Here is a 23,563-nt window from a genome sequence, read left to right on the forward strand (position 1 = left end):
GCAGGCGGCGCCGAAACTCGTGCACTCCATAGACCGGTCAGCGTCGACCACAAGGAGATGTGTCATGGTTGCTCCGGCCACCGTTCGGGGTATCGATCAGGCCCCTACGTCCCACCCGAAGCTGCTCGCCTGGGTCCGTGAGGTCGCTGAACTGACCACCCCTGACCAGGTTGTCTGGGTGGACGGGTCCGACCAGGAATGGCGTCGCCTCACCGACGAGCTGGTCGAGGCCGGCACCCTCATCCGGTTGAACCCGGAGAAGAAGCCCAACTCGTTCTACGCGCGCACCGACCCGACGGACGTCGCCCGGGTCGAGGAGCGCACCTTCATCTGCTCCGTAGACGAATCCGACGCCGGGCCCACCAACAACTGGATGGCCCCAGCCGAGATGAAGCGGACCATGACGGAGCTGTACCGCGGTTCGATGCGCGGCCGGACGATGTACGTCATCCCGTTCGTCATGGGTCCGGTCGAGGCGGAGAAGCCGATGTTCGGCATCGAGATCACCGACAGCCCGTACGTGGTCGCCTCGATGCGGATCATGACCCGGATGGGTGCGGCGATCCTGGAGGCGATGGGCGACGACGCAGAGTTCGTGCACGCCCTGCACTCGATCGGCGCGCCGCTGGCACCGGGCCAGCAGGACGTGGCCTGGCCGTGTAACGACACCAAGTACATCTCGCACTTTCCGGAGACCCGGGAGATCTGGTCCTTCGGCTCCGGCTACGGCGGCAACTCGCTGCTCGGCAAGAAGTGCTACTCGTTGCGGATCGCCAGCGTGATGGGGCGCGACGAGGGCTGGCTCGCCGAGCACATGCTGATCCTGAAGATCACCTCTCCGGAGGGCAGGGTCTACCACGTCGCCGGTGCGTTCCCGTCGGCCTGCGGCAAGACCAACCTGGCCATGGTGGAGCCGACGATCCCGGGCTGGAAGGTCGAGACGATCGGCGACGACATCGCCTGGATGCGGTTCGGTCCGGACGGTCGCCTCTACGCGATCAACCCCGAGTACGGCCTCTTCGGTGTCGCGCCCGGCACCGACTGGAAGACCAACGCCAACGCCATGCGGACGCTCGACCGGGGCAACTCCGTCTTCACCAACGTCGCCCTCACCGACGACGGTGACATCTGGTGGGAGGGCATGGGCGAGCCGCCGGCCCACCTGACGGACTGGAAGGGCAACGACTGGACGCCGGAGAGCGACAGCCTCTCCTCGCACGCGAATAGCCGGTTCTGTACCCCGATCACCCAGTGCCCGATCCTCGCCGAGGACTACTACGACCCCAACGGGGTGCCGATCGACGCCATCCTGTTCGGCGGCCGGCGTCGGGACACCGTCCCACTGGTCACCGAGGCCCGCGACTGGGTGCACGGCGTCTACCTGGGGGCCACCCTCTCCTCGGAGACCACCGCCGCCGCGTCCGGCGCGGTCGGCGTGGTTCGCCGGGACCCGATGGCGATGCTGCCGTTCATCGGCTACCACGGTGGCGACTACTTCCGGCACTGGATCGAGATGGCCAAGGGCGCTGACGGCGACGAGTCGAAGCTGCCCGGCATCTACTACGTCAACTGGTTCCGTAAGGACCCGGAGGGCAACTTCCTGTGGCCGGGCTTCGGCGAGAACTCGCGGGTGCTCAAGTGGATCGTCGAGCGGATCGAGGGCCGGGCGGAGGCTGTCGAAACGCCGATCGGCATGGTGCCGGCCCCGGACGCCCTCGACGTCGACGGCCTGGACATGACCCCGGAGGACGTACGGATCGCGCTGAAGGTAGACCCGGACGAGTGGCGGGACGAACTGCCGCTGGTCACCGAGTGGTTCGAGAAGTTCGGCGACAAGCTTCCGGGCGTCCTCTGGGCGGAACTGGACGCCCTGCGCGCCCGGCTCGACGCGGCCCAGCCACAGCGGGGGGTGTGATCCACGCCGGATCCGGGCATCATCGGATCTCATGAGGACGGCCGCCGAGACCGAGGTCCGGCGGCCGTCCGCCGTCCGGGCGCTGACCACCTTGCTGGCGGTGACCGCGGCGGCCACGGTCGTGGTCGAGGTGCTCAACTGGTGGTACGCGCCGGAGCAGGGTTTCGGGCTCGCCGTTCGGACCGGTTGGGCGATGCTGCGCTCGTTCGGCTTCCTGCTGCTCATCGGGCATGTGCGCCGCGGCCGGACGGTGGCCCGTCCGTTCGGCCTGATCCTCGCCGTGACCACGGTCTTCGCGGTCGGTCAGCTGATCGTGCCCCGCCAAGGGGTGCCGCCGCTGCCCGGCGTACTCGGATTCGCCCTGCTCACCGCGCTCTGTATCGCCGTGGTCTGGCTGCTGTACCGCTCCCCGGCGCTCGCCGACCATCTGGTGCGGCACCGCCCCCGACTGGTCATCGACCGCTCCGGGATCTCCTGGCGGGGGACGCCGCCGAGCCGGCCGGAGGCGAGCGCCTGGCTGTTGACCAGCCGGGTGGCCGCCTTCACCTACGGCCCGCTGATGCTGGTGCCGGCGCTGGTCGCCAGCGCCGCGACCCTGGACGGGCGACTGCTCGCCGTGCCCGCGGCGCTGTTCTGGCTGGGCGCCGGCATCGCGGCCACCTACCTGGTGCTGTTCTGCACCGCGTTCCTGATGCGTGGTCGGCGGTGGGCGGGCACGCTGCTGATCGTGGTCACCGCCGCGGTGCTCGCCGTTGACCTGCCGCTGTGCTGGTGGCTGCTCGGCGTCGACGGCCTGGTCCGCGACGGCGCGCCGCTGGTCGCGGCCGCCGTGCTCGTCGTCTACGGCATCCGTCGCGCCGCCCGGACCGCCCCGGTCGCCGGCTGATCTCTCTCCCGTCGCAGTTCTGCAGCAGCCGCCTGCGCCGCCGCCGGGCCGCACGCGTACACGCGGCGCGGGGCCGTACTGCGGCCTGGCCCCTCCGCTGGCCTGGCCCCTCCGCTGGCCTGGCCCCTTCGCTCTGCTTCACCGGGCGCAACGATTCCGGGAGGATAGCGGTGCGTTGGGTCTGAGGCAGTGCAGAGGAGGCGCGCGACAGCCTCCGAAGGTGCCGGCGCTCCGGTTCGTCGCATCCGACGGCGGTGCGGTGGCGCGGCGGTGGCCGCGTCGGGGCGGGGGTGCTGGTCTTGGCCGGGGAGGAGAGGCTGTGCGCGACGAGTTCGATGTGGTGGTGGTCGGTGCGGGACCGGCGGGGGTGGGAGCGGCCCTGGCGGCCCGCCGGGCGGGGGCGGGGGTGTTGCTGCTGGACCGCGCCGACTTTCCCCGCGACAAGGCGTGCGGTGACGGGATCGCCGTGGGCGCCCTGGACGTACTCGCCGAGCTGGGGGTGACCGACGCGGTGGCCGGCTATCCACCCGTGCCGACGCTTCGGCTCGTCGCACCCGACGGCGGTGCGGTGACGCGGCGGCTGCCGAGGCCCGCGTTCACCGTGCCGCGGGAGGTCTTCGACGCCCGGCTGGTGGCGGCGGCGGTCGATGCCGGCGCGGTGCTGGCCCGGCGGGCGGTCCGCCGGGTCGAGGTGCGCGGCGACCGGGTGGTGCTGGACGGCGAGATCGCCGCCGGGGTGGTGGTCGGCGCGGACGGCGCCGCCTCCGTCGTCCGCCGAGCGCTGGGCCAGCGGAACAATCCGGATCGCCACCTGGCGTTGGCCATCCGGGGGTACGCGCCCGCCCTACCCGGACCGCCGACGCAGCTCATCGTCACCTCGGCCGCCCGCTGGCCGGCGTACGCCTGGGCGTTCCCGATCGGTGACGGCCGCGCGAACGTCGGGTACGGGGAGGTCCTGCGCGGTGACCCGCTGACCCGCGCACAGCTGCTCGACCGGCTCGCGGCGCTGCTGCCCGGCACCGATCCGGCGACCGTGAGCGGGTTGCGCGCCCATCACCTGCCGCTGTCCACGTTCCGGCCGGTGCCGGGGCGGGGCCGGATGCTGCTGGCCGGTGACGCGCTCTCGCTGATAAATCCGCTCACCGGCGAGGGAATCTTCTACGCACTGCGCTCCGGCGCACTGGCGGGGGCCGCCGCGACGGGCGTGCCCGAACAGGCCGCGCGTCGGTATGCGGCTGCGTTACGCCGCCGGCTGGGCCGGCACCTGAGGCACAGCTCGGCGGCGGCCTGGCTGGCCCGCCACCGCCGGATCGTGGACGCGACGGTGCGCGCCGCCAGCCGGGACGAGCGTGCCTTCGGTACCGTCGCCGAGTTGGGACTGGGCGACGGTCTACTGAACGGCCGTACGCTCGGACTTATCGCCCTCGGCCTGCCGGCGCGGCAACGGCCACCGGCACACTGATCGGCGCGGCGGCTCGCTACGCTGCAGGGTGATGACTCTGCGGAAACTTCTCTACTCCGTCTACGAGCGGCGGCTGACCGCCAAGCTCGCGGGCTGCCCGGTTCCCCACCACGTGGGTGTGATGTGCGACGGCAACCGTAGGTGGGCCCGGGAGATGGGCCTCGTCGACCCGAACGACGGGCACCGGATGGGTGCCGAGCGGATCAAGGAGTTGCTGCGCTGGTGCGAGGCCGCCGGGGTGCGACATGTGACGCTGTGGCTGCTCTCCACCGACAACCTGTCGCGTCCGGCGGCGGAACTTGATCCGCTGCTGCAGATAATCGAGGATCTGACCACCGAGTTGGCCGAGGAGGGCAATCCCTGGCGGCTACGGATGGTCGGTGCGCTCGACGTGCTGCCGACGCGGCTCGCGACCGCGCTCAAGACGGCGGAGGAGCGGACCCGGGAGCGCGGCGGCGGCGCGCAGGTCAACATCGCGGTCGGCTACGGCGGCCGGCGGGAGATCGCTGACGCGGTGCGCTCGCTGCTGACGGAACACGCGGCGAACGGCGGCACGCTGGAAGAGTTGGCCGGCTCGCTCGACGTCGACGACATCTCGGAGCACCTCTACACGCGCGGGCTGCCGGATCCGGATCTGATCATCCGGACCAGCGGTGAGCAGCGCCTCTCGGGTTTCATGCTCTGGCAGTCGGCACACTCGGAGTTCTACTTCTGCGAGCTGAACTGGCCGGACTTCCGGCGTGTCGACTTTCTCCGCGCCCTGCGCTCGTACGCCACCCGCCAGCGCCGCTACGGAGTCTGAGTCGGACCGGTCCGCCAGGACGAGGGTTCAGGCGAGGTGGTGGGTGGCCTCGGTGAGGAAGTCACCCAGGGCGGCCGGTGAGTCGATGGTGAGGTCGGCGGCCCCGGCGACCTCGTCACCGGTCTCCGGATTGGCGACGGCGACACAGACGCCGAGGAAGTCGGGATCGCCCGCGGCGCGGGCCCGCAGCGCGGCGAACGCCTTGATGTCGGAGACGTCGTCACCGAAGTACCAGGCTCCGCGCGCCCCCTGCACCAGCTCGTCGATCACCATGCCCTTGTCCCGGTCGACCGGTGGTTTGATCTCCAGCACCATCCGCCCGATCTGTACCCGCAGGCCGAGACGCTCGGCCTGGTCGCGGCCCCACTGCTCGACGGTGGCGGCGAGCTGCGGGGCGGTACGCCAGTGCAGGGCAACGGAGAGCCGCTTGTATTCGACCAGGGTGCCGGGCGGTAGTTCGGCGCGGCCGAGGCCGGCGAGTTCGGCCATTGTCGGTACCCATGGCAGCGCGGCCGGCTCAGTGACGGTGGTGCCGCCGGAATGGCTGTGTTCCAAGCCGTAGAGGCCGTACAGGTCGACGCCGACGAGCCCGTCGAAGTGCTCACGCAGGAACGCCACCGGTCGGGCGGAGACGATGGCGACGCGGCGTACCGCCGGGGCCAGGGCCTCGATCGCGGCCAGCACCTTCGGCGCGGGCTGTACCTGTGTCGGATCGTCGGCGACCGGCGCGAGGGTGCCGTCGAAGTCGAAGAAGAGCACGGTCTCGGCCGCCCGGTCGGCGGTTGCCCGCCATGCCTGGTCGGCGTCAAGGGGGGTCTTAGGCTGCTGGTTGCCCAGATTCAACGGCGGCACGCGCGACAGCGTACCCCGGCTTCGGCGGCTCAATCCTGGCGCGGAACCCGGACCGTTGACAGGCGTGATCAGCGTTCGGCGGCCCCACGTCCCCGGCGTCCGAACGGCACTACGGCCGCCTCCTGCCCGTGGCTGAGCAGGTAGCCCTCCACGAAGCCGGAGTTCCGGTCGCCGGTGTGCGTCTCGATCTCCCGCAGCCGCTCCACCAGGAATTCGGTGAGTGCGGTGAGTCGGTCGTCGAGCCGGTCGTGCAACTCGGCGACGACGGCCAGGACGATCGCGGTGCCCGCCGTGGCGAGCGCGAATAGGTTGACGAGCAGCGGCAGCTGCCCGCCGTTCAGGGCCAGGGTCACCGCGTTTCCGGTTACGCACAGCGTCACCGAGACCGTGGCGACCACGACTGCAAACCATTTCAGGGTCATGGAGAGACCCCCTTCTGTCCCGCAGGGCTGGGTTCGGCCTTGTCCCGTCCCCCCGCCGACGACGAGCCCAAGCAGTACGAATACGGACGCTAGCGCGCCCGTTCCCGCCCCGTAGCGAAACGAATGAGGCTGACCTGCCGTTCTTTCGCCATCTGAGGATCTAGCCAGCCGCGCCATCTCGTTTTCGGACACCGAGCGGAAGCGTCGGGCGGTATGCGAGATAACGAATGGTTTCTCGGATGTGGAACTTCTCGGCGTCCGAGACGTCCGGGTCGATTAGCCGGCGTAGCAGCGCCTCCACGTCGGGGTCCATCGGTGGTGGCGACGGAGGCGTCCGGCGGGAGGCCGTCCGGTCCCAGCCCAGCGCCGCGAAGGCGGCGGCCGGGTCGAGCCCCAGGCCCTCGCAGAACGCCACCACCCGTTCGGCCTCCGGGTCGCTGGCCCAGTCGCCGCGTACCCAGCGGTTGATGGTCTGACGGGAGACGCCGGTGCGCCGGGAGACCTCGGTGCCACTCCAGGCCCGGGTCGCGCGGGCCTCGTCGAGAGCCCGCCGGACGAAGGTGGCGAAGGCGATCTTCCGCGCATTGGCCGTCTCGGTCACCTCGTGACCGTACGACCGTCGTGCCCTGGTAGGGGATCCTGCCACGCTTCTGTCACGCTTGCGTGACGTCATGCCGATGTGGCCGGAGGGCGTTCCGGCACTCTTCCTGAGGGGTGTCACCTGCGAAGGATAGATGTACGTGGGTGCGGAGGCAAACGAACGAAAAGCTGATACTGTCACGCTCATGGGACAATCCGCGGTGTGTCACGCGCCTGAGACGATCAATGCTCACCTGCGTCACGCGTCCGTTGCGAGGGGGATGCGGTGACCGAACTTGCCACCCGTGCCCAGGCATTCGGTCTGGTGGCAGAGGGGGTCGCCGCCGGGCTGAGCGCGCCATGGCGCCTGTACCTCGCCCGGGGCTGCCGGTACCTGTCGTTGAGCGTCGCCGACCGGGCCGAGTGGAACGCCTGGCGAACCCACCTCGGCTGTCCGGAGCTGAGCGTCCGGGTCTACGATGCCGGCGGCGAGATCCGCCGGTCGTCGGTGGCCGAGGTGGTCATGGACGGCTGCCGCATCAGCGTCGAGCTGGTGGAGGAGGTCGGCACCGACGACCTCGACCGGCTCCTGGTCGCCGACCCCACCGCCATCGAACCGGAGGAGCGATGAGGGGCGCGCGACGGAGGGGAGTAGCCGGATGAGCCCGTTCCTCGCGATCTTCCTCGTCCTCGTGCTCGCCGCCACGAGCTATGCCGCTGGGCGGCTGCACGGGCAACTCAGCTACCGGATCGGGTACCGCTTCGGCTACCGGCAGGGCTACTTCGACGGCGACCGTGGCGCGTGGAACCGCCGCCGCCGGGACGCCCAGGCCGCGATCGCGTCCGCACTGGCGGTCGCGGCGCCCTCCCCGGCCCCCACCCGGGTGGCCGCCACGGTGGACCGGCCGGGTACCACGTACACCGGATCGTCCTTCGCGGAGCCGGCCGCTCCGGTCACCGGTCGGCACTCGACCGGCACCCTCGTCCGACGTACGGGCTGAACCGGCCGACGGGCCGGGCCCGTCCTGCAGACCGCGACGCGTACCCCCTTCGGGCGGCGTCGCCGGGCCACGTCAGACCGGTGACGGTGGTCCCACCGGCCGGGATGCGCGCAGGGGGCATGCATCCCGGCCGGTTCCACAACGCCGCCCGGACCGCCGCCTCGGCTCGACCGGGGACTTCGGCACAGGCCCTAGCCGGGACGGGTACGGGGAGCTAGCGTCTAGGCATGGCGCGGGGTTGTCCCGAGCCAGCCGGCCCGCCCGGCCTGCGACCTCGCGCACGGGGCCCGCATCCGACCCCGTGTCCGCCGGGCATCCGGAGGAGGCGGACCGCGGATGGCTGGGTGCCCATCCGCCGGAGCAGGCCTGTGACGACTCGCCGTACGACCACCGGTACCGACCAGGGCCCGGCCGCGACTGCCACGATCCGCCGCAGCACCCGGAGCCGCCGTACCGCGGCCGCGGGTTCGGCCGACACCAGGGAGCCCCGACCAGCGGGCCAATCCTTCGTCCTGGACACTTCCGTCCTGCTCAGCGACCCGGCGGCGTTCCACCGCTTCGCCGAGCACGAGGTGGTGCTCCCGCTGGTGGTGATCTCCGAGTTGGAGGGCAAGCGTCAACACCCGGAGCTGGGCTGGTTCGCCCGACAGTCGCTACGCATGCTGGACGAGTTGCGGGTGCGCCATGGCCGGCTCGACCGGCCGATACCCGCCAACGACGTCGGTGGCACCCTGCGCGTGGAGTTGAACCACACCGACGACGGCGTGCTGCCGCCCGGGTTCCGCAACGAGTCCAACGACGCGCGGATCCTCTCCGTCGCGCTGAACCTCGCCGCCGAGGGGCGGGAGGTGACGCTGGTCAGCAAGGACATGCCGTTGCGGGTCAAGGCCGCCTCGGTGGGACTGCGGGCTGACGAGTACCGGCACGGGCAGGCGAGCGACCCGACGTGGACCGGGATGGCCGAGCTGGAGCTGGGTGATGACGACATTGGCCGGCTGTACGCCGGGGAGGCCATCGACGTGGACGCGGCGGCCGGCCTTGTCTGCCACACCGGCCTGGTGCTGCATTCGTCGCGGGGCTCGGCGCTCGGCCGGGTGATGCCGGACAAGACCGTCCGGCTGGTCCGTGGTGACCGTGAGGCGTTCGGCGTACACGGGCGCTCCGCCGAGCAGCGGATCGCCCTCGACCTGCTGCTCGACGAGTCGATCGGGATTGTCTCGCTCGGCGGCCGGGCCGGCACCGGGAAGTCCGCCCTGGCGCTCTGCGCGGGGCTGGAGGCGGTGATGGAGCGTCGCCGGCACAAGAAAGTGATCGTCTTCCGTCCGCTGTACGCCGTCGGTGGCCAGGAACTGGGCTACCTGCCGGGCTCGGAGTCGGAGAAGATGTCGCCGTGGGCCCAGGCGGTCTTCGACACGCTCGGCGCGGTGATGCACGAGAACGTCCTGGAGGAGGTCACCTCGCGCGGCCTGCTGGAGGTGCTGCCGCTGACCCACATCCGCGGGCGCAGCCTGCACGACGCCTTCGTGATCGTCGACGAGGCGCAGTCCCTGGAGCGCGGCGTACTGCTGACCGTGCTCTCCAGGATCGGTCAGGGCTCACGGGTGGTGCTGACCCACGACGTCGCCCAGCGGGACAATCTGCGGGTCGGGCGACACGACGGGGTCACCGCCGTGATCGAGGCGCTCAAGGGTCATCAGCTCTTCGCGCACGTCACACTCAGCCGTTCAGAGCGTTCGCCAATTGCCGCAATGGTGACGGACCTGCTGGAGGACATCCCAAGCTGATGCCCGTTTAGGGCGTGTTCAATGACGTTCTAAATGTGACCCACGTCACAATAAAGACTGGCGGTTTCCCATCAGCCTCACTGTGCGCGATGGTGTCCCACGGGCGCCCACGCACCCGACGCATCGTTGGTGATCGTTCGTCACCCCACGAGGGAGCGGACGCCTCCGGCAGGCGGACGCGGTGCGTCAACGGCGATCGGCACGCCGGTCGCGGGCGCTCGCGGCGCGCTTCGACCCCTGCGGTCGTGGTCCCGCCGTGACCCTGCCCCCGACGAAGGGATTACTTCGTGAGTCGGCCGTGGCGCCGGTTCGCCGCCCGCACCGCAGCTTTCGCGCTGCTCTCCGTGGGCGTAGCCGGTGGTTTCTACCTCAGCGAGGACCGCCAGTCCCAGCGCCCGGGCCTGGGCGCGCAGGTGGCCGGAAGCGTCACCGAGATCGACGTCGACTATCGGCAGGAACAGGCGGTCTCCCGCCAGGTTCGGGCCGCCCGACAGCAGGCAACCGAGGTCAGGAAACAGGCCCGGGCCGCCGCCGAGAAGGCCCGCAAGGCTGAGGAGGCGGCGCGGAAGAAGGCCGCCGAAGAAAAGGCCAGGGAGGCCGCGGCCCGGATCGCGAAGCCGTACGACGGGCCGATCCCCGAGTCCTGCGAGGAATTCAGCGGCAACCGGAAGGTCGGCTGCGCGATGATGATCGACGCAGGATTCAAGATCGACCAGTTCCCCTGCCTCAACAAGCTCTGGAACAAGGAGAGCGGCTGGAACCACAAGGCCCGCAATCCCTCCTCCGGGGCCTACGGCATCCCGCAGTCATACCCGGGCAACAAGATGTCGTCGGTCGGCGCCGACTGGGAGACCAACCCGGTCACCCAGATCAAGTGGGGGCTCGGCTATATCAAGGGCCGGTACGGCAACCCTTGCGGCGCGTGGGCGAAGTCGCAGAACACGGGCTCCTACTGACCTGAACGACGCGGTGGGGGAGATCGGCAGTCGGTCGACCTTCCCCACCGCGTCTTTCGACTCCCCGGACGGGCGATGGACCAGGTCAGGTCCACGAGGGTGAAAAGTGGCGCCTGCCGACAATTGCTGATAGCTGTTGACAGGTGACCCTGCACCCCGGAAGCGGTGACCCCGACCGGTTCGGCACCGCGGCCTTCTACGCGTCCATCGGCCGTGCCTTCGTCGCCATGTGTGCCGTGGTGCCGGTCCTGTTCCTGATCGAGGGCCTGGACCAGTGGCTCGGTGCCGGCTTCGACTCCGCCGCCGGCATCATCCCGCAGCGTATCGACGGGCTGGACGGGGTCTTCTTCTCACCCTTCCTGCACCACGGCTTCGACCATCTCTACAGCAACAGCATCCCGCTGATCCTGCTCGGCACCTTCGTGTTGGCCGCGGGTGCGCGCCGGTTCCTTTGGTCCACCCTGGTGATCGTCCTGGTCAGCGGCCTGGGCGTGTGGTTCACCGGCTCGCCCAGCACGATCGTGGTCGGTGCCAGCGGGGTGATCTTCGGCTACCTCGGCATCCTGCTCACCCGCGGCATCGTCGAGCGGAGCTGGTGGAACTTCGCCGTCTTCCTGCTGGTCGGTCTGCTCTACGGCGGCCAGTTGGTCGGTGTGCTGCCCACCGACGAACGGATCTCCTGGCAGGGCCACCTCTTCGGGCTGCTCGGCGGCATCGTGGCCGCGGTCATCTTTCGCCGCCGCCGATCCGACCTCGACGGGCCGTACCGCTCCGAATCCCCGATGACCATGCCATGAACCGCCCGCCGAGCGCGGCGACCGCCACGGCGACGAGGGTGAGAACGGCGCCGAGCACGGTGGTCGCGTCGGGGTGCGAAGCCGCCGACGGCAACGCCAGATCCAGCAGCAACGCGCCGACGACCTGGCCGGCGACGGTGGCCAGGCCGAGCAGCAGTACGCCGGTGAGCCGGACGACCGCCGCCGCCACCGCGATGAACGCCACGCCGATCGGTCCGCCCAGATAGAGCCAGGGCTCGGCGGGCAGGTCACCGGAAGGGAGCCCGCGCAGCGCGAGACTGACGGCGAACGCGGCCAGCAGGACCGCCGTACCGGCGGCGAAGTTGACCAGGGTGGCGGTCAGCGTGCTACCCGTCACCACCCGGACCCACCCGTTCACCGCCTGCTGCCACGCCACTGCCACACCGGCCAGCAGCGGCAGCAGGGCCAGACCCAGCGTCGCCGGCTCCCGGAGCCGGTCGCTGACGGCCAGCAGCACCGCCGCCACGGTCAGCGCCGCCCCGGCCAGCCGGGCGGCGGTCACCGGCTGCCGGCCGCCCGGGCCGATCCCAGCCCGGTCGACGGCCAGACTGCTGGCGGACTGGCCGGCCACGATCGCCACGGTGAACACCGCGACGCCCAGTGCGCCGACGGTGGCTCCCTGGGTGAACACCAGGAACGCACCGCACCCGCCGCCCAGGCACTGCCAGGGCCGTAGTGTGCCCCGTGACAGTGCGGTGCGCAGCGTGACCAGACCCAGCCGACCGCTGGCGGTGGCAGGCACCAGCAGTATCAGCAGCAGCAGGCCCGAACCGAACGAGACGACGGCGGCGGCGACGCCGTCACCGAGGCGCCCGCCCAACTCGCCGTTGATCCGTGACTGGGTGGCCACGGCGACCCCGGCGAACGCCGCCAGCCCCACCGCACCGGCGCGGCGGCCCGCCGAAACCGTCGTCCGGGTCGCCGCTGCGACCGTTCCCCTCACCCCACCCCGCTGTGCCTGGTGGTTCGCTCGCTCAAGCCTGCTCGTCCAGCGGCCGGCCGTCGAAGTCCACCGCCGAGTAGAGCGCCAGCTTCTCCAACCGGTGGTACGAGTCGATCACGCGGATGGTGCCGCTCTTGGAGCGCATCACGATCGACTGGGTGTACGCCCCACCGGCCCGGTACCGCACCCCGCGCAGCAGGTCACCGGAGGTGATGCCGGTGGCCACGAAAAAGCAGTTGTCCCCGGTGACCAGGTCGTCGGTGGTGAGTACCCGGTCCAGGTCGTGTCCCGCCGCGAGCGCCTTCTCCCGCTCGGCCTCGTCCTGCGGCCAGAGCTTGGCCTGTAGCATCCCGCCCATGCACTTGAGGGCACAGGCTGCGGTGATCCCCTCCGGCGTGCCGCCGATGCCCATCAGGACGTCCACCTCCGACTCGTCGCGCGCCGCGGCGATGGCACCGGCGATGTCCCCGTCGGAGATGAAGCGGATACCAGCTCCGGCCCGACGGATCTGACCGACCAGCTCCTCGTGCCGGGGCCGGTCGAGCACGCAGACGGTGACCTCGGAGATGCTGGTGCCCTTGGCCTTCGCGATCCGCCGCAGGTTCTCGGCGGTGCCGGCGTCGATGTCCACCACGTCCGCGTAGTTCGGTCCGACGGCGAGCTTGTCCATGTAGAACACGGCGCTCGGGTCGAACATCGCCCCGCGCTCGGCCACCGCGAGCACGGCGAGGGCGTTCGGCATCCCCTTGGCCATCAGGGTGGTGCCGTCGATCGGGTCGACCGCGACGTCCACCGCCGGACCGGTGCCGTCACCGACCTCTTCACCGTTGAAGAGCATCGGAGCGTTGTCCTTCTCACCCTCGCCGATCACCACGATGCCCGTCATCGGGATCGAGTTGATCAGCTTGCGCATGGCGTCGACGGCGGCGCCGTCGCCGCCCTCCTTGTCACCCCGGCCGACCCACCGGCCAGCAGCCATCGCCGCCGCCTCGGTGACCCGTACCAGGTCGAGGGCGAGGTTACGGTCGAGGTTCTGTGGGGTTCGCGTCCTGGTGGTCGTCATGAAGCGGCTCCTCCTCGCGGCGGTGCGGGGCGGGCCGGCGTTGCCGGCTTTGTTCCTGATCCTCACACGATGGCGGACACCGGGGCAGGGCGGGGCGGTGATGGGCCGGATACCGCCGGTCGGGCGGCTGCGAGAATGGCGAGGTGGAACCCGCACAGCCTGCCGACCGCACACCCGCAGACGAGCCCTCGACCGGTGACCGGCCGACCGCCGGCCGGGCTGACGGGTCGGACATACCCCCGCAACGGCCGGAGCCGCCGTTACCGGCCGCAGAGGCGGTGACGCCGGGCGCGGCTGGTGCCGAGAGGTCAGCACGATCGCCCCGGGACATGGCGATCTCGCTGCTGGTGCTGCTGATCCCGATCGCCCTGCTGCTCGCCTTCTACCGGGGGTTCCTCGGCGGGGACGAGGCGAACACGGTCGACCCGGCACCGGCCTTCGACCAGGCGAAGTCGGCTGGCGTGTTTCCGGTCAGCGAGCCCGCCGGACTGGGCGACGGGTGGAAGCCGGTGCGCGCGGCCTACCGCACCGCCGAGGACGGCGCGATCCTGCGCGTGGGCTACATCACCCCGGAAGGGCGTGGCCTGCAACTGGTGCAGAGCAACGTGCCGCCGGAACGGCTGCTACCGGCCGAGTTGACCGCCGAGGGGCGCCGGCAGGGGCAGACCGACCTCGGGACCAGCACCTGGCAGCGGTACACGGCACGCGGCAATGAGCAGGCGCTGGTGCTGCTCCAGCCGGAGCGTACGGTGATCGTCGTCGGTGACGCCCGGGACAACGAACTGCGGGCGTTCGCCACCGCCGTCGCCTGAAAGGCGCCCCAGGTTGTCGCCCGGATCCGCTACGCTCCCCGGGTTCGATGCCTGCCGGCCCGAACCGGTGTGGCTCTCCTGTTCGAAGAGAGAACGATCTGTGAAGATTCGACGGTGGAGCGTGGGCGTCATCGCCGCCACGCTGCTCGTTTCCGGCCTGGCCGCCTGCGACTCCAGCGCTACCGACTCGTCGTCCACGGGCTCCTCGCCCGAGTCGGCCGTTCCGGCAGACCCCAAGGCGGCGCTGGTCGCCTCCACCAAGGGGCTGGCCGACGGCAACTTCACCTTCACCATCGCGGCCGACTCGATGACGGGCAAGGGCACCCTCCACAAGCCCAGCAACAGCGCCCAGATGACCATGAACATGGGCGGCGAAGACTTCACCATGGATTTCGACCTCATCCAGATCCAGCCCGACACGTGGGTGAAGGTCGATCTGGGTGACCTGTTCGCCGGCGTTCCGGGGATGGAGGCGTTCAAGGACAAGTACCAGCACCTCGACGCCGCGAAGGCCAGTGAGGCCAAGAGCCTGGACGTGTTCAAGGAGGGCACCGACCCGGCCGACGCCGCGGCGATGTTCGAGGCCCTCACCGACGTGCAGAAGACCGGCGAGGGCGCCTACAGCGGCACCTTCGACCTCTCCACGGTCCAGGACTCGATCGCCGCCGACGAGGACCTGCTCAAGGCGTTGGGCGACAGGGCCAAGGCGATCCCGTTCAGCGCGAAGCTGGACGCCGAGGGTCGGCTCACCGAGCTGGTCATGTCCGTGCCCGCGGCCGGTGAGATCAAGGCGCAGGACTTCAAGGTCACCTACGCAGACTACGGTGCCGCGACCGCCGTGCAGAAGCCGCCGGCTGACCAGGTCGTCGAGGCGAGCGAGCAGACCTACGAGATGTTCAAGTAGGTCGCACCAGCAAGCGCCGAAAAAGGGGGTGGGCCGCGGCCCACCCCCTTTCGTGTACCGGGCCTCAGGTGGAGGTCCGGAGGATTGCGCGGGCGGTGCAGCGGGCACAGGAAAGGGGGAGCCTCCGACACGACATGCGTCGGCGACCCTGCTGGGAGACACCGATGACCGTTCGACGACCCGGTGCCGGCCTCGTGGCCGCCGCCCTGTTCACGCCCGGAGTCCCCGCCTGTGCCACCACCAGCGACGCTGGCTCCACCGCCACGCCGACCGCCACCGCCTCCGGTGCCGCGTCGGGAGTCGACAGCGACGCCAGGCGGGTGATGCTGGACTTCACTCGAGAGATCAGCAACGGCAACTTCCGGTTCACCATGTCCGGTGCTGGCTCCGTCGCCGAGGACAGGTCCACCAGCCGAGCCGGAGCGCTGAGATGCGGGTACGCCTCGGCGAGCCGACCGACGACCTGGCGATCAGCCTCGACCTCGTCCATGCGAAGCCGGACAGTTGGGTTAATCTGGACCTTACGGGCGGCGCGGCGACCAAACCGACGGCCGATCAGGTCGTCGAGGCACCGCCGGAGCTGTACAACCTATTCGACTGAGTACGGCGGACAGCCCCGCCCGACCGAGGACGGCGGATCGCGGCGGGGGTTCTGGCGGCTTCCGCCGTGCTGGCCGTCCGGGACCGCTGGCCGTGGGGCTGCCCGGCGACGGCTGGGTCCTGCCCTGGCGCGGGCTGATGTCAGCTGGTGTTGTCCTGCCGGGCGCCGTCGATGCGGGCGCGGGCACCGTCGAGCCAACGCTGGCAGATGACCGCCAACACCTCGCCGCGTTCCCACAACGCCAGTGACTCCTCCAGCGACGTGCCGCCGGCCTCCAGCCGCTCCACCACCGACGCCAGCTCGGCGCGGGCCTGTTCGTAGCTGAGCCGCTCGTCCGACCCGCTCGTCTTCTCGTCTGTCATCGCACCCATCTCAGCACAACCGACCGACACCCCCGCCCACCGCACCGCCCTCCGAGGGCGCCGCCCACCTGCGGAACGGGCCCGCCGCGCTGACCACGGGGCCCTGCCCGCGAACGAGATCGGCCTAGGCGACGGGTGAGGGCTGTTCCTCGACGGTGGCGGACAGTTCACCGTCGGCGAGGCGTACCCGCAGCGGGTCGCCGGGAGCGATCTCGGTGGCCGCGCGTACGACGTGGCCGTCGGCTCGCTGCACGATCGCGTAGCCGCGGTCGAGGGTGGCTGCCGGTGAGAGCGCGCGCAGCCGGGCCAGGGTGTGCCGCAGGCCGTCGTCGGCGGCGTTGAGTCGGTGGTCCAGGCAGCGCCCGGCGCGTTGGCGTAGGGCGGCCAGGTCGGTCGCCCGCTGCTCGACCATCACCTGTGGGCGGGCCAGCACCGGCCGGGAGCGCAGCGCGTCGATGCGGTGTGACTCGCGGTCAACCAGATTGTGCACGGCCCGGTGCAGGCGGTGCCGGGCCTGGCTGATCAGGCGTGTCTCGTCGGCCAGGTCGGGTACCACCCGCTTGGCCGCGTCGGTGGGGGTGGATGCGCGGATGTCAGCCACGTAGTCGACCAGCGGCGCGTCTGTCTCGTGACCGATCGCGCTGACCACCGGGGTACGGCAGGCGAAGACGGCCCGGCAGAGCGCCTCGTCGGAGAAGGGGAGCAGATCCTCGATGCCACCCCCGCCCCTGGCGAGGATGATCACGTCGATGCTCGGATCGGCGTCCAGCACCTTGAGGGCGTCCACGATCTGTGGGACCGCGCCGGAGCCCTGGACGGCCACGTTCACCGTCCGGAACTCCACGGCCGGCCACCGCCGGCGGGCGTTGGTCAGCACGTCCCGTTCGGCGGCGCTGGCCCGGCCGGTTATCAGCCCGATCCGCTGCGGCAGGAACGGAGGCCGGCGCTTGCGGGACCGGTCGAACAACCCCTCGGCGGCGAGCAGCTTCTTGAGCTTCTCCAGCCGGGCCAGCAACTCTCCGAGCCCGACCTGGCGGATCTCGTCCGCGCGCAGGCTGAGCGTCCCGCGGGCGGCGTAGAACTCCGGCTTGGCGTGCAGCACGACGCGAGCGCCCTCACGCAGTTCCGGTGCGCCGGAGTCGAGCACGTCCCGGTTGGTGGTGACGGTGAGGCTCAGGTCGGCCGCCGGGTCACGCAGCGTCAGGAAGACGGTGCTGGCGCCCGGCCGCCGGCTGATCTGCGCGACCTGCCCGTCCACCCACACCCAGCCGAGCCGGGCGACCCAGGCGCCGACCTTCTGGCTGACCACCCGCACCGGCCACGGCTCCTCCGAGCTGCTCTTCCCGCCCGTACCAGAATCCACCCACCCACCCTACGGTCGCGACGGACGCCTACCCGGTCCGCCTGCGGGTCGATCTAGGGACGTACGTGGTTAGTCGATCTCCAGCAACGACATGCAGCCCTAGATCGACGGGGCTGGTGGCTGGGCGGCGGGAGCTGTGGTCCGGGTCGCAGCCACTGCCGCCGACTGCCCCGGCACGTACGATGAACGGGTGACTGAGGCGCAGAGGACTTCCCGGACCGGCAAGCGCGTGATCCTGGCCAAGCCCCGCGGGTACTGCGCGGGCGTCGACCGGGCGGTGCAGACCGTCGAGGAGGCGCTGAAGCTCTACGGTGCCCCGATCTACGTGCGCAAGCAGATCGTGCACAACAAGCACGTGGTAGGGACGCTGGAGGCGCAGGGCGCGATCTTCGTGGAGGAGAACGAGGAGGTGCCCGAGGGCGCCACGGTGATCTTCTCCGCCCACGGTGTGGCCCCCGAGGTCTACGAGCAGGCAAGGGAACGTTCGCTCAAGGCGATCGACGCGACCTGCCCGTTGGTAACCAAGGTGCACCACGAGGCGAAGCGGTTCGCCGCCGAGGACTACGACATCCTGCTCATCGGCCACGAGGGCCACGAGGAGGTCATCGGCACCGCCGGGGAGGCCCCGGCGCACATCCAGCTGGTGGACGGCCCGGAGGACGCCGACCGGATCACCGTGCGCGACCCGAACAAGGTGGTCTGGCTGTCGCAGACGACCCTGTCGGTGGACGAGACCATGGAGACGGTTGCCCGGCTCAAGAAGCGGCTGCCGATGCTCCAGTCGCCGCCGAGCGACGACATCTGCTACGCCACCAGCAACCGGCAGCACGTCATCAAGGAGATCGCGGCAGAGTGCGACGTGGTGATCGTCGTCGGTTCGCGCAACTCCTCCAACTCGGTGCGCCTGGTGGAGGTGGCGCTGGGCGCCGGCGCCCGCGCCGGGCACCTGGTCGACTTCGCCCACGAGATCGACGATGCCTGGCTGGCCGACGCGCGTACGGTGGGCCTGACCTCCGGTGCCAGCGTGCCGGAGGAGTTGGTCCGGGAGGTGCTCGCGTACCTCGCCGAGCGCGGCTTCGCCGACGTGGAGGAGGTGGTGACCGCCAACGAGCGGCTCACTTTCTCGCTGCCCCAGGAGCTCAAACGCGACATGAAGGCCGCTGCCGCGGCCCAGGGCTGACCCGCCCGATGGAACGGTTGACCGGCCCGCTGCGTCAGAGTTGGGCATGAGGACCCTTCGGAAAGTCGCCGCCGCGCTGATCGTCTGCACGGCGCTCGCCGCCTGTGGCGGTCAGGACGTGGGGGACGGCTCCGCCACCCCGACCCTGACCCCGACGGGAGCGCCATCCGTGACCGAGCTGCCGACCCCGGATCCGACCGGATCCGCGCCCCCACCCTCCGACCCGGTGGACCCGACATCCCCGACGGACCCGACATCCCCGACCCTCCGGCCGAGCAGCCCGACAAAGCCACCCACGACCGGCGAGGTGACCCTGACCGGCCGGATCGACTCCGGGGTCGAGCCCGGCTGCCTGCTGCTGAACGGCTACCTGCTGCTCGGCGGGCCCCGCGACGTGCTCACCGCCGGCGCGACGGTGACGGTGACCGGTCGCGCCGACCCGACCATGATGACCACCTGCCAGCAGGGCACCCCGTTCGTGGTGGCGTCGGCCAAGCGCGGCTGACCGGCCCTGGCGCCGCCACCGACCGACGGCAAGGGATGACCACCGGCACCGCACGGTGGCAGGATGCCTCAGTGCGGTACCGACCGGTCCTCCCCGCGGCGGCCGGATTCCTGGCCGCCGTCCACGTCGTCGGCATCGGCACCGGCGTCCCGCTGCTGCGTCAGGCTGAGGTCGCCGCGCTGTTGCTGCTGGCGGCGTACGCGCTGACCGCCCGGGCGCCGTTCCCCGTCTGGGCGGTACCGCTGGCGCTCACCGTGCTGGTCATCGACGCGGTGGCCACGATGCCCGTCGCCGAACGTCAGGACCGGCAGATGATGAAGCCCGGCCCGGTCGACGCGACCGTGGAGTTCGTCACCGGCCTCCGGCTGAGCTGGGCGGCCCTGGTCGTCGTCCTGGTGCTGATGTTGACCGTGCGGCGGCGTGAAGCCCGGCCGGGTCGGGGCGTCCTCGTCGGGGCCGGGTTGGCGGTGGCGCTGGTGACCGGTCACACGGCTGTCCGGCTGGTCGGTATCCACCTCACGTTGCGGGAGGCTGAGCGGCTAGGCCCCGGTACGGCCGGGCCGTCCGGTGTGGACCTGGCCCGACTTGTGCCGGCCGTGCTGGCGCCCCTCGCGCTCGTAGTCGGCGCGCTCGTCCTGGTGGCCCTGCTGGCCGGGCACCGGCGGCGGCTTGCCGCAGGGGGTGCCGCCCTGCTGGCACTGGTCGCCCTGACACAGCTGGACGGGGTCCTCGGCACCGTGTGGCTACCGCTGCACACCCTGGAACGCGGCTACCTGTTCAGCTTCACGTTTCACTCCGGCGGGAGTTTCGCCGCGCCGGGCGTGGCGGTGGCCGTCGCCGCCGAGCTGACCGCGTACCTGCTGCTGGTGGTGGGTTTGTGCGCGAGCCGTGAGCAACGGGCGGAGGCTGTCGGGCCGGTCCGGTAGCAGGCGGGCGAGTCTGGTGGGCGTGCCCTCGAAACGGTCGTAGACAGACGGGAGCCCGTCTCCGAAAGATCCGGAGACGGGCTCCCTGGTGGTGCGGGGTGTCAGTTCACCGCGCCGATGGAGACCTCGCCGCGGCCGACGACCGCGCCTTCGGTGGTCACCACGGTCAGCTCACCGTAGAGCGCCCGGGCCGCGGACGGGGCGGACTGGGCCGTCACCGTACCCGAGATGGTGCCGGTGGCACCGTGGGCCAGGGCGAGGGTGCTGCTCGACGCCGAGAGGGTGCCGAGCGCCGGGGACGAGAATGAGTCCCGGTAGTCGTACTCGGTGCTGCCACCGGCACCGTCGACCGAGTACGCCTCGACGACGACGGTGTAGGTGCCCGCGGCCGGGTTGGCCAGGGTCACAGACTCCTCCGAGTCACCGTCGGCGTTGTAGGCGATCAGGCTGCCGCCCCGGTAGACGAACAGGTCGAGGTCGGCGCCGGCGTTCGACGTGTTACCGATGCGGGCGGTGAAGCTGCTGACGCCCGCCGGCACATCGACGGTGAACTCCTGCGTCGCGTACTCGACGATGGTCGGCCGCTCCGAGTGCGTGCTGGACAGCGGACCGCCCTGGCCGGTCACGGAGACCGGACCGAAGGTGTTCTTCAGCGTCCAGGTGACCGGGGTCGCGGTGCCGGCGGTGACCGACGGCAGCTCGACCACGGCCGGCTCGACCGCTACGCCCTGGACCCGTGCCGTGATCTGGTACGGGTTGTTCAGCGACGGCGAGGTCCGCCGGGACTCCACCTCGATTTCCCAGACGCCCGGCAGCGGGTTCTGGTAGTCCCGCTCGAACGCGTTGCAGACGACCGTGCTGATGTGATTCGTGAAGCAGGCCAGGCTGGAGGTGCTCTCCACCGGGACGCCCCACGGGTTGATCGCGATGAAGCGGGTCTGCGACCCGGTGGCGATGCCGCCGAGGTTCACCTGCAACGCACCGGCACCCGGGGGAACCGTCACGAAGTACGACGTGGTGCTGTTCCGATCGACCGAGCCCTGCGCCGAGTAGGTGAAGTTGGGCTTGCTGACATCGTTCGAGGCCACCACTACGGCGGAGAACTCGAAGTCGATCGTTCTGGTGGCCGGGTCGTCGACGGTCACGATCGTGCCGTGCGCGCCCGCGGTCTTGGGCTTGGCGGTGACCGTGATGGTGACCGTCTTGTTCAGCGGCAGCGTGACCTTCTTCGGCGCCGAGAAGGTGCCGTCGTTGCCGCGCAGGCCGACGTTGTGCCTGACGTTGCCTGTCGGGCCGCTGGTCCGCACCAGCTTGACCTGGTACTTCTTCGACTGGTTGACCTTGTGGCCGCCGTCGGCGGAGCCGCAGCGATTGTAGAGGCCGGTGCCGTGGTTCGGGGTGGCCAACTGGTCGGAGAGCACCGTGCACACCGGGGCGTCGGAGGTGTACGAGCGGGTCTGCACACCCTTCTTGAGCAGCTTCCAGGCACCCGACACGTTGAACATGCCGTAGCCCTGCCCCTGGGTGGGGGTGTCGGCGATCGGCTTGGCCGAGGTGTAGATCGCCCGGCGCAGCATCTCCGGGGTGATGCCCTTGTCGGTGGCCCTGGCGGCCGAGAGCAGCAGCGCTGCGGCGCCGGCGGCCTGCGGCGAGGCCATCGACGTGCCGTTGAACATGCCGTAACCCGACGGCAGCGCGTAGCCGGCCTCGGCGACCGGGCTGCCGGCCTGCCAGACCGGGGTGGTGGAGATGGCCGAGCCGGGGGCGGCGATGTTCGGCTTGGCGCCGCCGTCCTCACGCGGGCCGCGTGAGGAGAAGTTGAACAGCGCGTTCTTCTTCTTGACCACCGCGCCGTAGTTGGCCAGCCAGGTGTCCTTGCTGACGCTGGCGGCGACGCTGACCACGTTGCTCGACACCGACGGGTCGCCGATGGTGTTCACGCCCGGGCCGGAGTTGCCGGCCGAGATGAACATCTGCACCCCGTATGTGGTGATCAGGTTGTCGTAGAGGGTGGCGCGGGCGTTGTTGCCGTCGTTGAGTGCCGGCAGGCCACCGATCGACATGTTGATGACGTCGACCCCGCGGTTGATCACCAGATCGGCCATGCCGGTGGTGAGCGCGGCGGCTGTGCAGCCGCCGCCCCAGGAGCAGGCACGGGAGGAGACGATCTTGGCTCCGGGTGCGGCGCCGTCGAACGCGCTGTTGCCCAGCATGTCGTTGGCGGCGGTGATGCCGGCGACGTGCGTGCCGTGCGCGCCCTCGATGATGCCGATGTTGACGTAGTCGACCAGGCCCGGTCCGCCGACCGGAGTGGTATTGACGTTCTTGCGGTACTCGACGACGAACGACATCCGTTCGGTGACCGGAGTCGCCGGGTTGTCGGTGCCGAAGTAGCCGACGTCGAACTTCTCCTTGTACGGCCGCATCACGGCCTCGTCGGTGAAGTCGCCGTCCTGGTCGGTGTCGACCCAGCTGTTGTTCGTGGCGGGGTCGAAAAGGATCCCCCACTGGTCGGTGGTGTCACCGTCGCGGTTGACATCACCGCCCGGCTCGCTGTTGGCGGTGATGTTCTCGGTGAACAGGTTGAACCGGTAGGTGCCGGCCGGCGCGGTCCAGGTGCGACCGGCCAGGGTGAAGGACGGACCGGTCACCTGGTTGATCATCGGCCGCCAGGTGGCGTCCTCGAACGGGTCGGTCGCGGTCACCCAGTCGACGATCTTGCGTTCGCCGGTGGTGGTCTTCTGTAGTGCCGGGTGCTCCAGGTCCACACCGGAGTCCATGATGCCGATGGTGACGCCGCGGCCGTCCCACTTCTTGTGCTGCTTGACGAACTTGACCGCGCCGGTCTCGTTCGTCGGCATGTAGGGGTTGTCGGCGCGGGTCTTGGCGCTCGGGCCGCTGAACGTGCTGCCCTGCTTGGCAGCCTTCTGGCCGCCCTGGACGGCCTCGGGCTTCGGGTCCGGCAGCTGGATCTTCTCGTCCAGGTCGACGGCGGCGACGCCGGGCAGCCCGGCAGCCTTGAGCGCCTTGCCGGTCGGCACTGTGGCGAGCACGTAGCCGATGGTGTCGTAGCGTTCGGTTACCGCCGCGCCCAGGTCGGCGAGGTCGTCCGCGACCTCCTTCGCCTTACCCTTGTCGGTGGCGACGATCATTGTGACGGTAGGGGTTTTCTTCGCCTCCGCCTCGGCGAGTAGCTTGGCGTCGTGCTGGCCCAGCGCCTCGGCGGGGGTGGCCTGCGCGGCGTCGGATCCGGCAGGAGCGGCGCTCGCGGTGGCGGCACCGCCTGCCACGGTCACGGCGCTGGCCGCCATGACCGAGGCGAAGAGCGCAGCGGAGGTACGCCGGCTCAGGTTTCGGGGTTTACTCACGTTCTCTTTCCTCCAGAGAACAGGGCCCTCAGATGCAGGGCGCGCGTGAGCGCATCCTT

General features: G+C 70.6%; 23 protein-coding genes. 15 read left to right on the plus strand and 8 right to left on the minus strand.

Features of this window, described 5'->3' with window-relative positions:
• The first annotated feature begins 64 nt into the window (after positions 1-64).
• The 4 genes from ACFHWY_RS11575 to ACFHWY_RS11590 all read left to right on the plus strand — a co-directional run bounded on the left by ACFHWY_RS11575 (position 65) and on the right by ACFHWY_RS11590 (position 5,065).
• Positions 65-1,915 (plus strand): phosphoenolpyruvate carboxykinase (GTP), encoded by a 1,851-nt coding sequence (locus tag ACFHWY_RS11575; protein ID WP_416580152.1) that lies wholly within the window; start codon positions 65-67, stop codon positions 1,913-1,915.
• Between the two features lie 31 nt (positions 1,916-1,946).
• A complete protein-coding gene (locus ACFHWY_RS11580; protein WP_416580153.1) occupies positions 1,947-2,801 on the plus strand; it encodes a hypothetical protein in 855 nt (284 codons plus the stop codon).
• A gap of 319 nt (positions 2,802-3,120) precedes the next feature.
• Positions 3,121-4,263, plus strand: a complete 1,143-nt coding sequence (locus ACFHWY_RS11585) for a geranylgeranyl reductase family protein (RefSeq protein ID WP_416580154.1) — start codon at positions 3,121-3,123, stop codon at positions 4,261-4,263.
• Between the two features lie 31 nt (positions 4,264-4,294).
• Positions 4,295-5,065, plus strand: a complete 771-nt coding sequence (locus ACFHWY_RS11590) for an isoprenyl transferase (RefSeq protein WP_416580155.1) — start codon at positions 4,295-4,297, stop codon at positions 5,063-5,065.
• Between the two features lie 27 nt (positions 5,066-5,092).
• On the opposite strand, the gene otsB is transcribed toward ACFHWY_RS11590, so the two are convergent.
• The 3 genes from otsB to ACFHWY_RS11605 form a co-directional block, all read right to left on the minus strand.
• On the minus strand, positions 5,093-5,917 hold the full coding sequence (gene otsB / locus ACFHWY_RS11595; RefSeq protein WP_416580156.1) for a trehalose-phosphatase: 825 nt from the start codon (positions 5,915-5,917) through the stop codon (positions 5,093-5,095).
• Positions 5,918-5,985: 68 nt separating this feature from the next.
• Entirely contained in the window at positions 5,986-6,339 is a 354-nt protein-coding gene (locus ACFHWY_RS11600; RefSeq protein ID WP_416580157.1) for a hypothetical protein, read from the minus strand.
• A gap of 160 nt (positions 6,340-6,499) precedes the next feature.
• Positions 6,500-6,940: a helix-turn-helix domain-containing protein gene (locus ACFHWY_RS11605; protein WP_416580158.1), complete on the minus strand. Its 441-nt coding sequence runs from the start codon at positions 6,938-6,940 to the stop codon at positions 6,500-6,502.
• A 264-nt stretch (positions 6,941-7,204) separates the two neighbouring features.
• Here ACFHWY_RS11605 and ACFHWY_RS11610 point away from each other — a divergent pair, with 264 nt between their 5' ends.
• The 5 genes from ACFHWY_RS11610 (at position 7,205) to ACFHWY_RS11630 (ending at position 11,456) form a co-directional block, all read left to right on the plus strand.
• Positions 7,205-7,549: a hypothetical protein gene (locus ACFHWY_RS11610; protein ID WP_416580159.1), complete on the plus strand. Its 345-nt coding sequence runs from the start codon at positions 7,205-7,207 to the stop codon at positions 7,547-7,549.
• Positions 7,550-7,577: 28 nt separating this feature from the next.
• Entirely contained in the window at positions 7,578-7,919 is a 342-nt protein-coding gene (locus ACFHWY_RS11615; RefSeq protein ID WP_416580160.1) for a hypothetical protein, read from the plus strand.
• A gap of 368 nt (positions 7,920-8,287) precedes the next feature.
• Positions 8,288-9,703 carry a PhoH family protein gene (locus ACFHWY_RS11620; protein WP_416580161.1) on the plus strand — a complete coding sequence of 472 codons (1,416 nt, stop codon included), beginning with the start codon at positions 8,288-8,290 and terminating at the stop codon, positions 9,701-9,703.
• A 287-nt stretch (positions 9,704-9,990) separates the two neighbouring features.
• Entirely contained in the window at positions 9,991-10,659 is a 669-nt protein-coding gene (locus tag ACFHWY_RS11625) for a lytic transglycosylase domain-containing protein (protein WP_416580162.1), read from the plus strand.
• Positions 10,660-10,802: 143 nt separating this feature from the next.
• Positions 10,803-11,456: a rhomboid family intramembrane serine protease gene (locus ACFHWY_RS11630; RefSeq protein ID WP_416580163.1), complete on the plus strand. Its 654-nt coding sequence runs from the start codon at positions 10,803-10,805 to the stop codon at positions 11,454-11,456.
• Here ACFHWY_RS11630 and ACFHWY_RS11635 read toward each other — a convergent pair.
• Complete coding sequence (locus ACFHWY_RS11635) at positions 11,386-12,420, minus strand: DMT family transporter (protein WP_416580164.1); 1,035 nt, start codon at positions 12,418-12,420, stop codon at positions 11,386-11,388. The genes ACFHWY_RS11630 and ACFHWY_RS11635 overlap by 71 nt on opposite strands.
• A 31-nt stretch (positions 12,421-12,451) precedes the next feature.
• Positions 12,452-13,483, minus strand: a complete 1,032-nt coding sequence (gene glpX, locus ACFHWY_RS11640; RefSeq protein WP_416580165.1) for a class II fructose-bisphosphatase — start codon at positions 13,481-13,483, stop codon at positions 12,452-12,454.
• Between the two features lie 143 nt (positions 13,484-13,626).
• On the opposite strand from glpX, the gene ACFHWY_RS11645 reads away from it, so the two are divergent.
• From ACFHWY_RS11645 to ACFHWY_RS11655, 3 genes are all read left to right on the plus strand, one after another.
• A complete protein-coding gene (locus ACFHWY_RS11645; RefSeq protein ID WP_416580166.1) occupies positions 13,627-14,295 on the plus strand; it encodes a DUF4245 domain-containing protein in 669 nt (222 codons plus the stop codon).
• 100 nt (positions 14,296-14,395) lie between these two features.
• Entirely contained in the window at positions 14,396-15,199 is an 804-nt protein-coding gene (locus ACFHWY_RS11650) for a hypothetical protein (protein ID WP_416580167.1), read from the plus strand.
• A 430-nt stretch (positions 15,200-15,629) separates the two neighbouring features.
• Positions 15,630-15,800, plus strand: a complete 171-nt coding sequence (locus ACFHWY_RS11655; RefSeq protein WP_416580168.1) for a hypothetical protein — start codon at positions 15,630-15,632, stop codon at positions 15,798-15,800.
• Between the two features lie 140 nt (positions 15,801-15,940).
• On the opposite strand, the gene ACFHWY_RS11660 is transcribed toward ACFHWY_RS11655, so the two are convergent.
• Positions 15,941-16,162, minus strand: a complete 222-nt coding sequence (locus ACFHWY_RS11660; protein WP_416580169.1) for an exodeoxyribonuclease VII small subunit — start codon at positions 16,160-16,162, stop codon at positions 15,941-15,943.
• A 124-nt stretch (positions 16,163-16,286) separates the two neighbouring features.
• Positions 16,287-17,525, minus strand: a complete 1,239-nt coding sequence (xseA, locus tag ACFHWY_RS11665) for an exodeoxyribonuclease VII large subunit (protein ID WP_416580170.1) — start codon at positions 17,523-17,525, stop codon at positions 16,287-16,289.
• Between the two features lie 190 nt (positions 17,526-17,715).
• Here xseA and ACFHWY_RS11670 point away from each other — a divergent pair, with 190 nt between their 5' ends.
• The 3 genes from ACFHWY_RS11670 to ACFHWY_RS11680 all read left to right on the plus strand — a co-directional run bounded on the left by ACFHWY_RS11670 (position 17,716) and on the right by ACFHWY_RS11680 (position 20,136).
• On the plus strand, positions 17,716-18,705 hold the full coding sequence (locus tag ACFHWY_RS11670; protein WP_416580171.1) for a 4-hydroxy-3-methylbut-2-enyl diphosphate reductase: 990 nt from the start codon (positions 17,716-17,718) through the stop codon (positions 18,703-18,705).
• Positions 18,706-18,751: 46 nt separating this feature from the next.
• Positions 18,752-19,210 carry a hypothetical protein gene (locus ACFHWY_RS11675; protein ID WP_416580172.1) on the plus strand — a complete coding sequence of 153 codons (459 nt, stop codon included), beginning with the start codon at positions 18,752-18,754 and terminating at the stop codon, positions 19,208-19,210.
• A gap of 71 nt (positions 19,211-19,281) precedes the next feature.
• Complete coding sequence (locus tag ACFHWY_RS11680; RefSeq protein ID WP_416580173.1) at positions 19,282-20,136, plus strand: hypothetical protein; 855 nt, start codon at positions 19,282-19,284, stop codon at positions 20,134-20,136.
• A 101-nt stretch (positions 20,137-20,237) separates the two neighbouring features.
• Here the strand turns inward: ACFHWY_RS11680 and ACFHWY_RS11685 are convergent, their stop codons facing one another.
• Positions 20,238-23,504: a S8 family serine peptidase gene (locus ACFHWY_RS11685; RefSeq protein ID WP_416580174.1), complete on the minus strand. Its 3,267-nt coding sequence runs from the start codon at positions 23,502-23,504 to the stop codon at positions 20,238-20,240.
• Between the last annotated feature and the right edge of the window lie 59 nt (positions 23,505-23,563).

The sequence above is a fragment of the Micromonospora sp. LOL_024 genome (assembly GCF_048060415.1).
Taxonomy (GTDB): domain Bacteria; phylum Actinomycetota; class Actinomycetes; order Mycobacteriales; family Micromonosporaceae; genus Micromonospora.

Coding starts and splice junctions, on each gene's coding strand:
- ACFHWY_RS11590 (WP_416580155.1), top strand. CDS start 4,295: ATGACTCTGCGGAAACTTCTCTACTCCGTCTACGAGCGGCGGCTGACC.
- glpX (WP_416580165.1), bottom strand. CDS start 13,483: ATGACGACCACCAGGACGCGAACCCCACAGAACCTCGACCGTAACCTC.
- ACFHWY_RS11600 (WP_416580157.1), bottom strand. CDS start 6,339: ATGACCCTGAAATGGTTTGCAGTCGTGGTCGCCACGGTCTCGGTGACG.
- ACFHWY_RS11575 (WP_416580152.1), top strand. CDS start 65: ATGGTTGCTCCGGCCACCGTTCGGGGTATCGATCAGGCCCCTACGTCC.
- ACFHWY_RS11675 (WP_416580172.1), top strand. CDS start 18,752: ATGAGGACCCTTCGGAAAGTCGCCGCCGCGCTGATCGTCTGCACGGCG.
- ACFHWY_RS11580 (WP_416580153.1), top strand. CDS start 1,947: ATGAGGACGGCCGCCGAGACCGAGGTCCGGCGGCCGTCCGCCGTCCGG.
- ACFHWY_RS11655 (WP_416580168.1), top strand. CDS start 15,630: ATGCGGGTACGCCTCGGCGAGCCGACCGACGACCTGGCGATCAGCCTC.
- ACFHWY_RS11615 (WP_416580160.1), top strand. CDS start 7,578: ATGAGCCCGTTCCTCGCGATCTTCCTCGTCCTCGTGCTCGCCGCCACG.
- ACFHWY_RS11660 (WP_416580169.1), bottom strand. CDS start 16,162: ATGACAGACGAGAAGACGAGCGGGTCGGACGAGCGGCTCAGCTACGAA.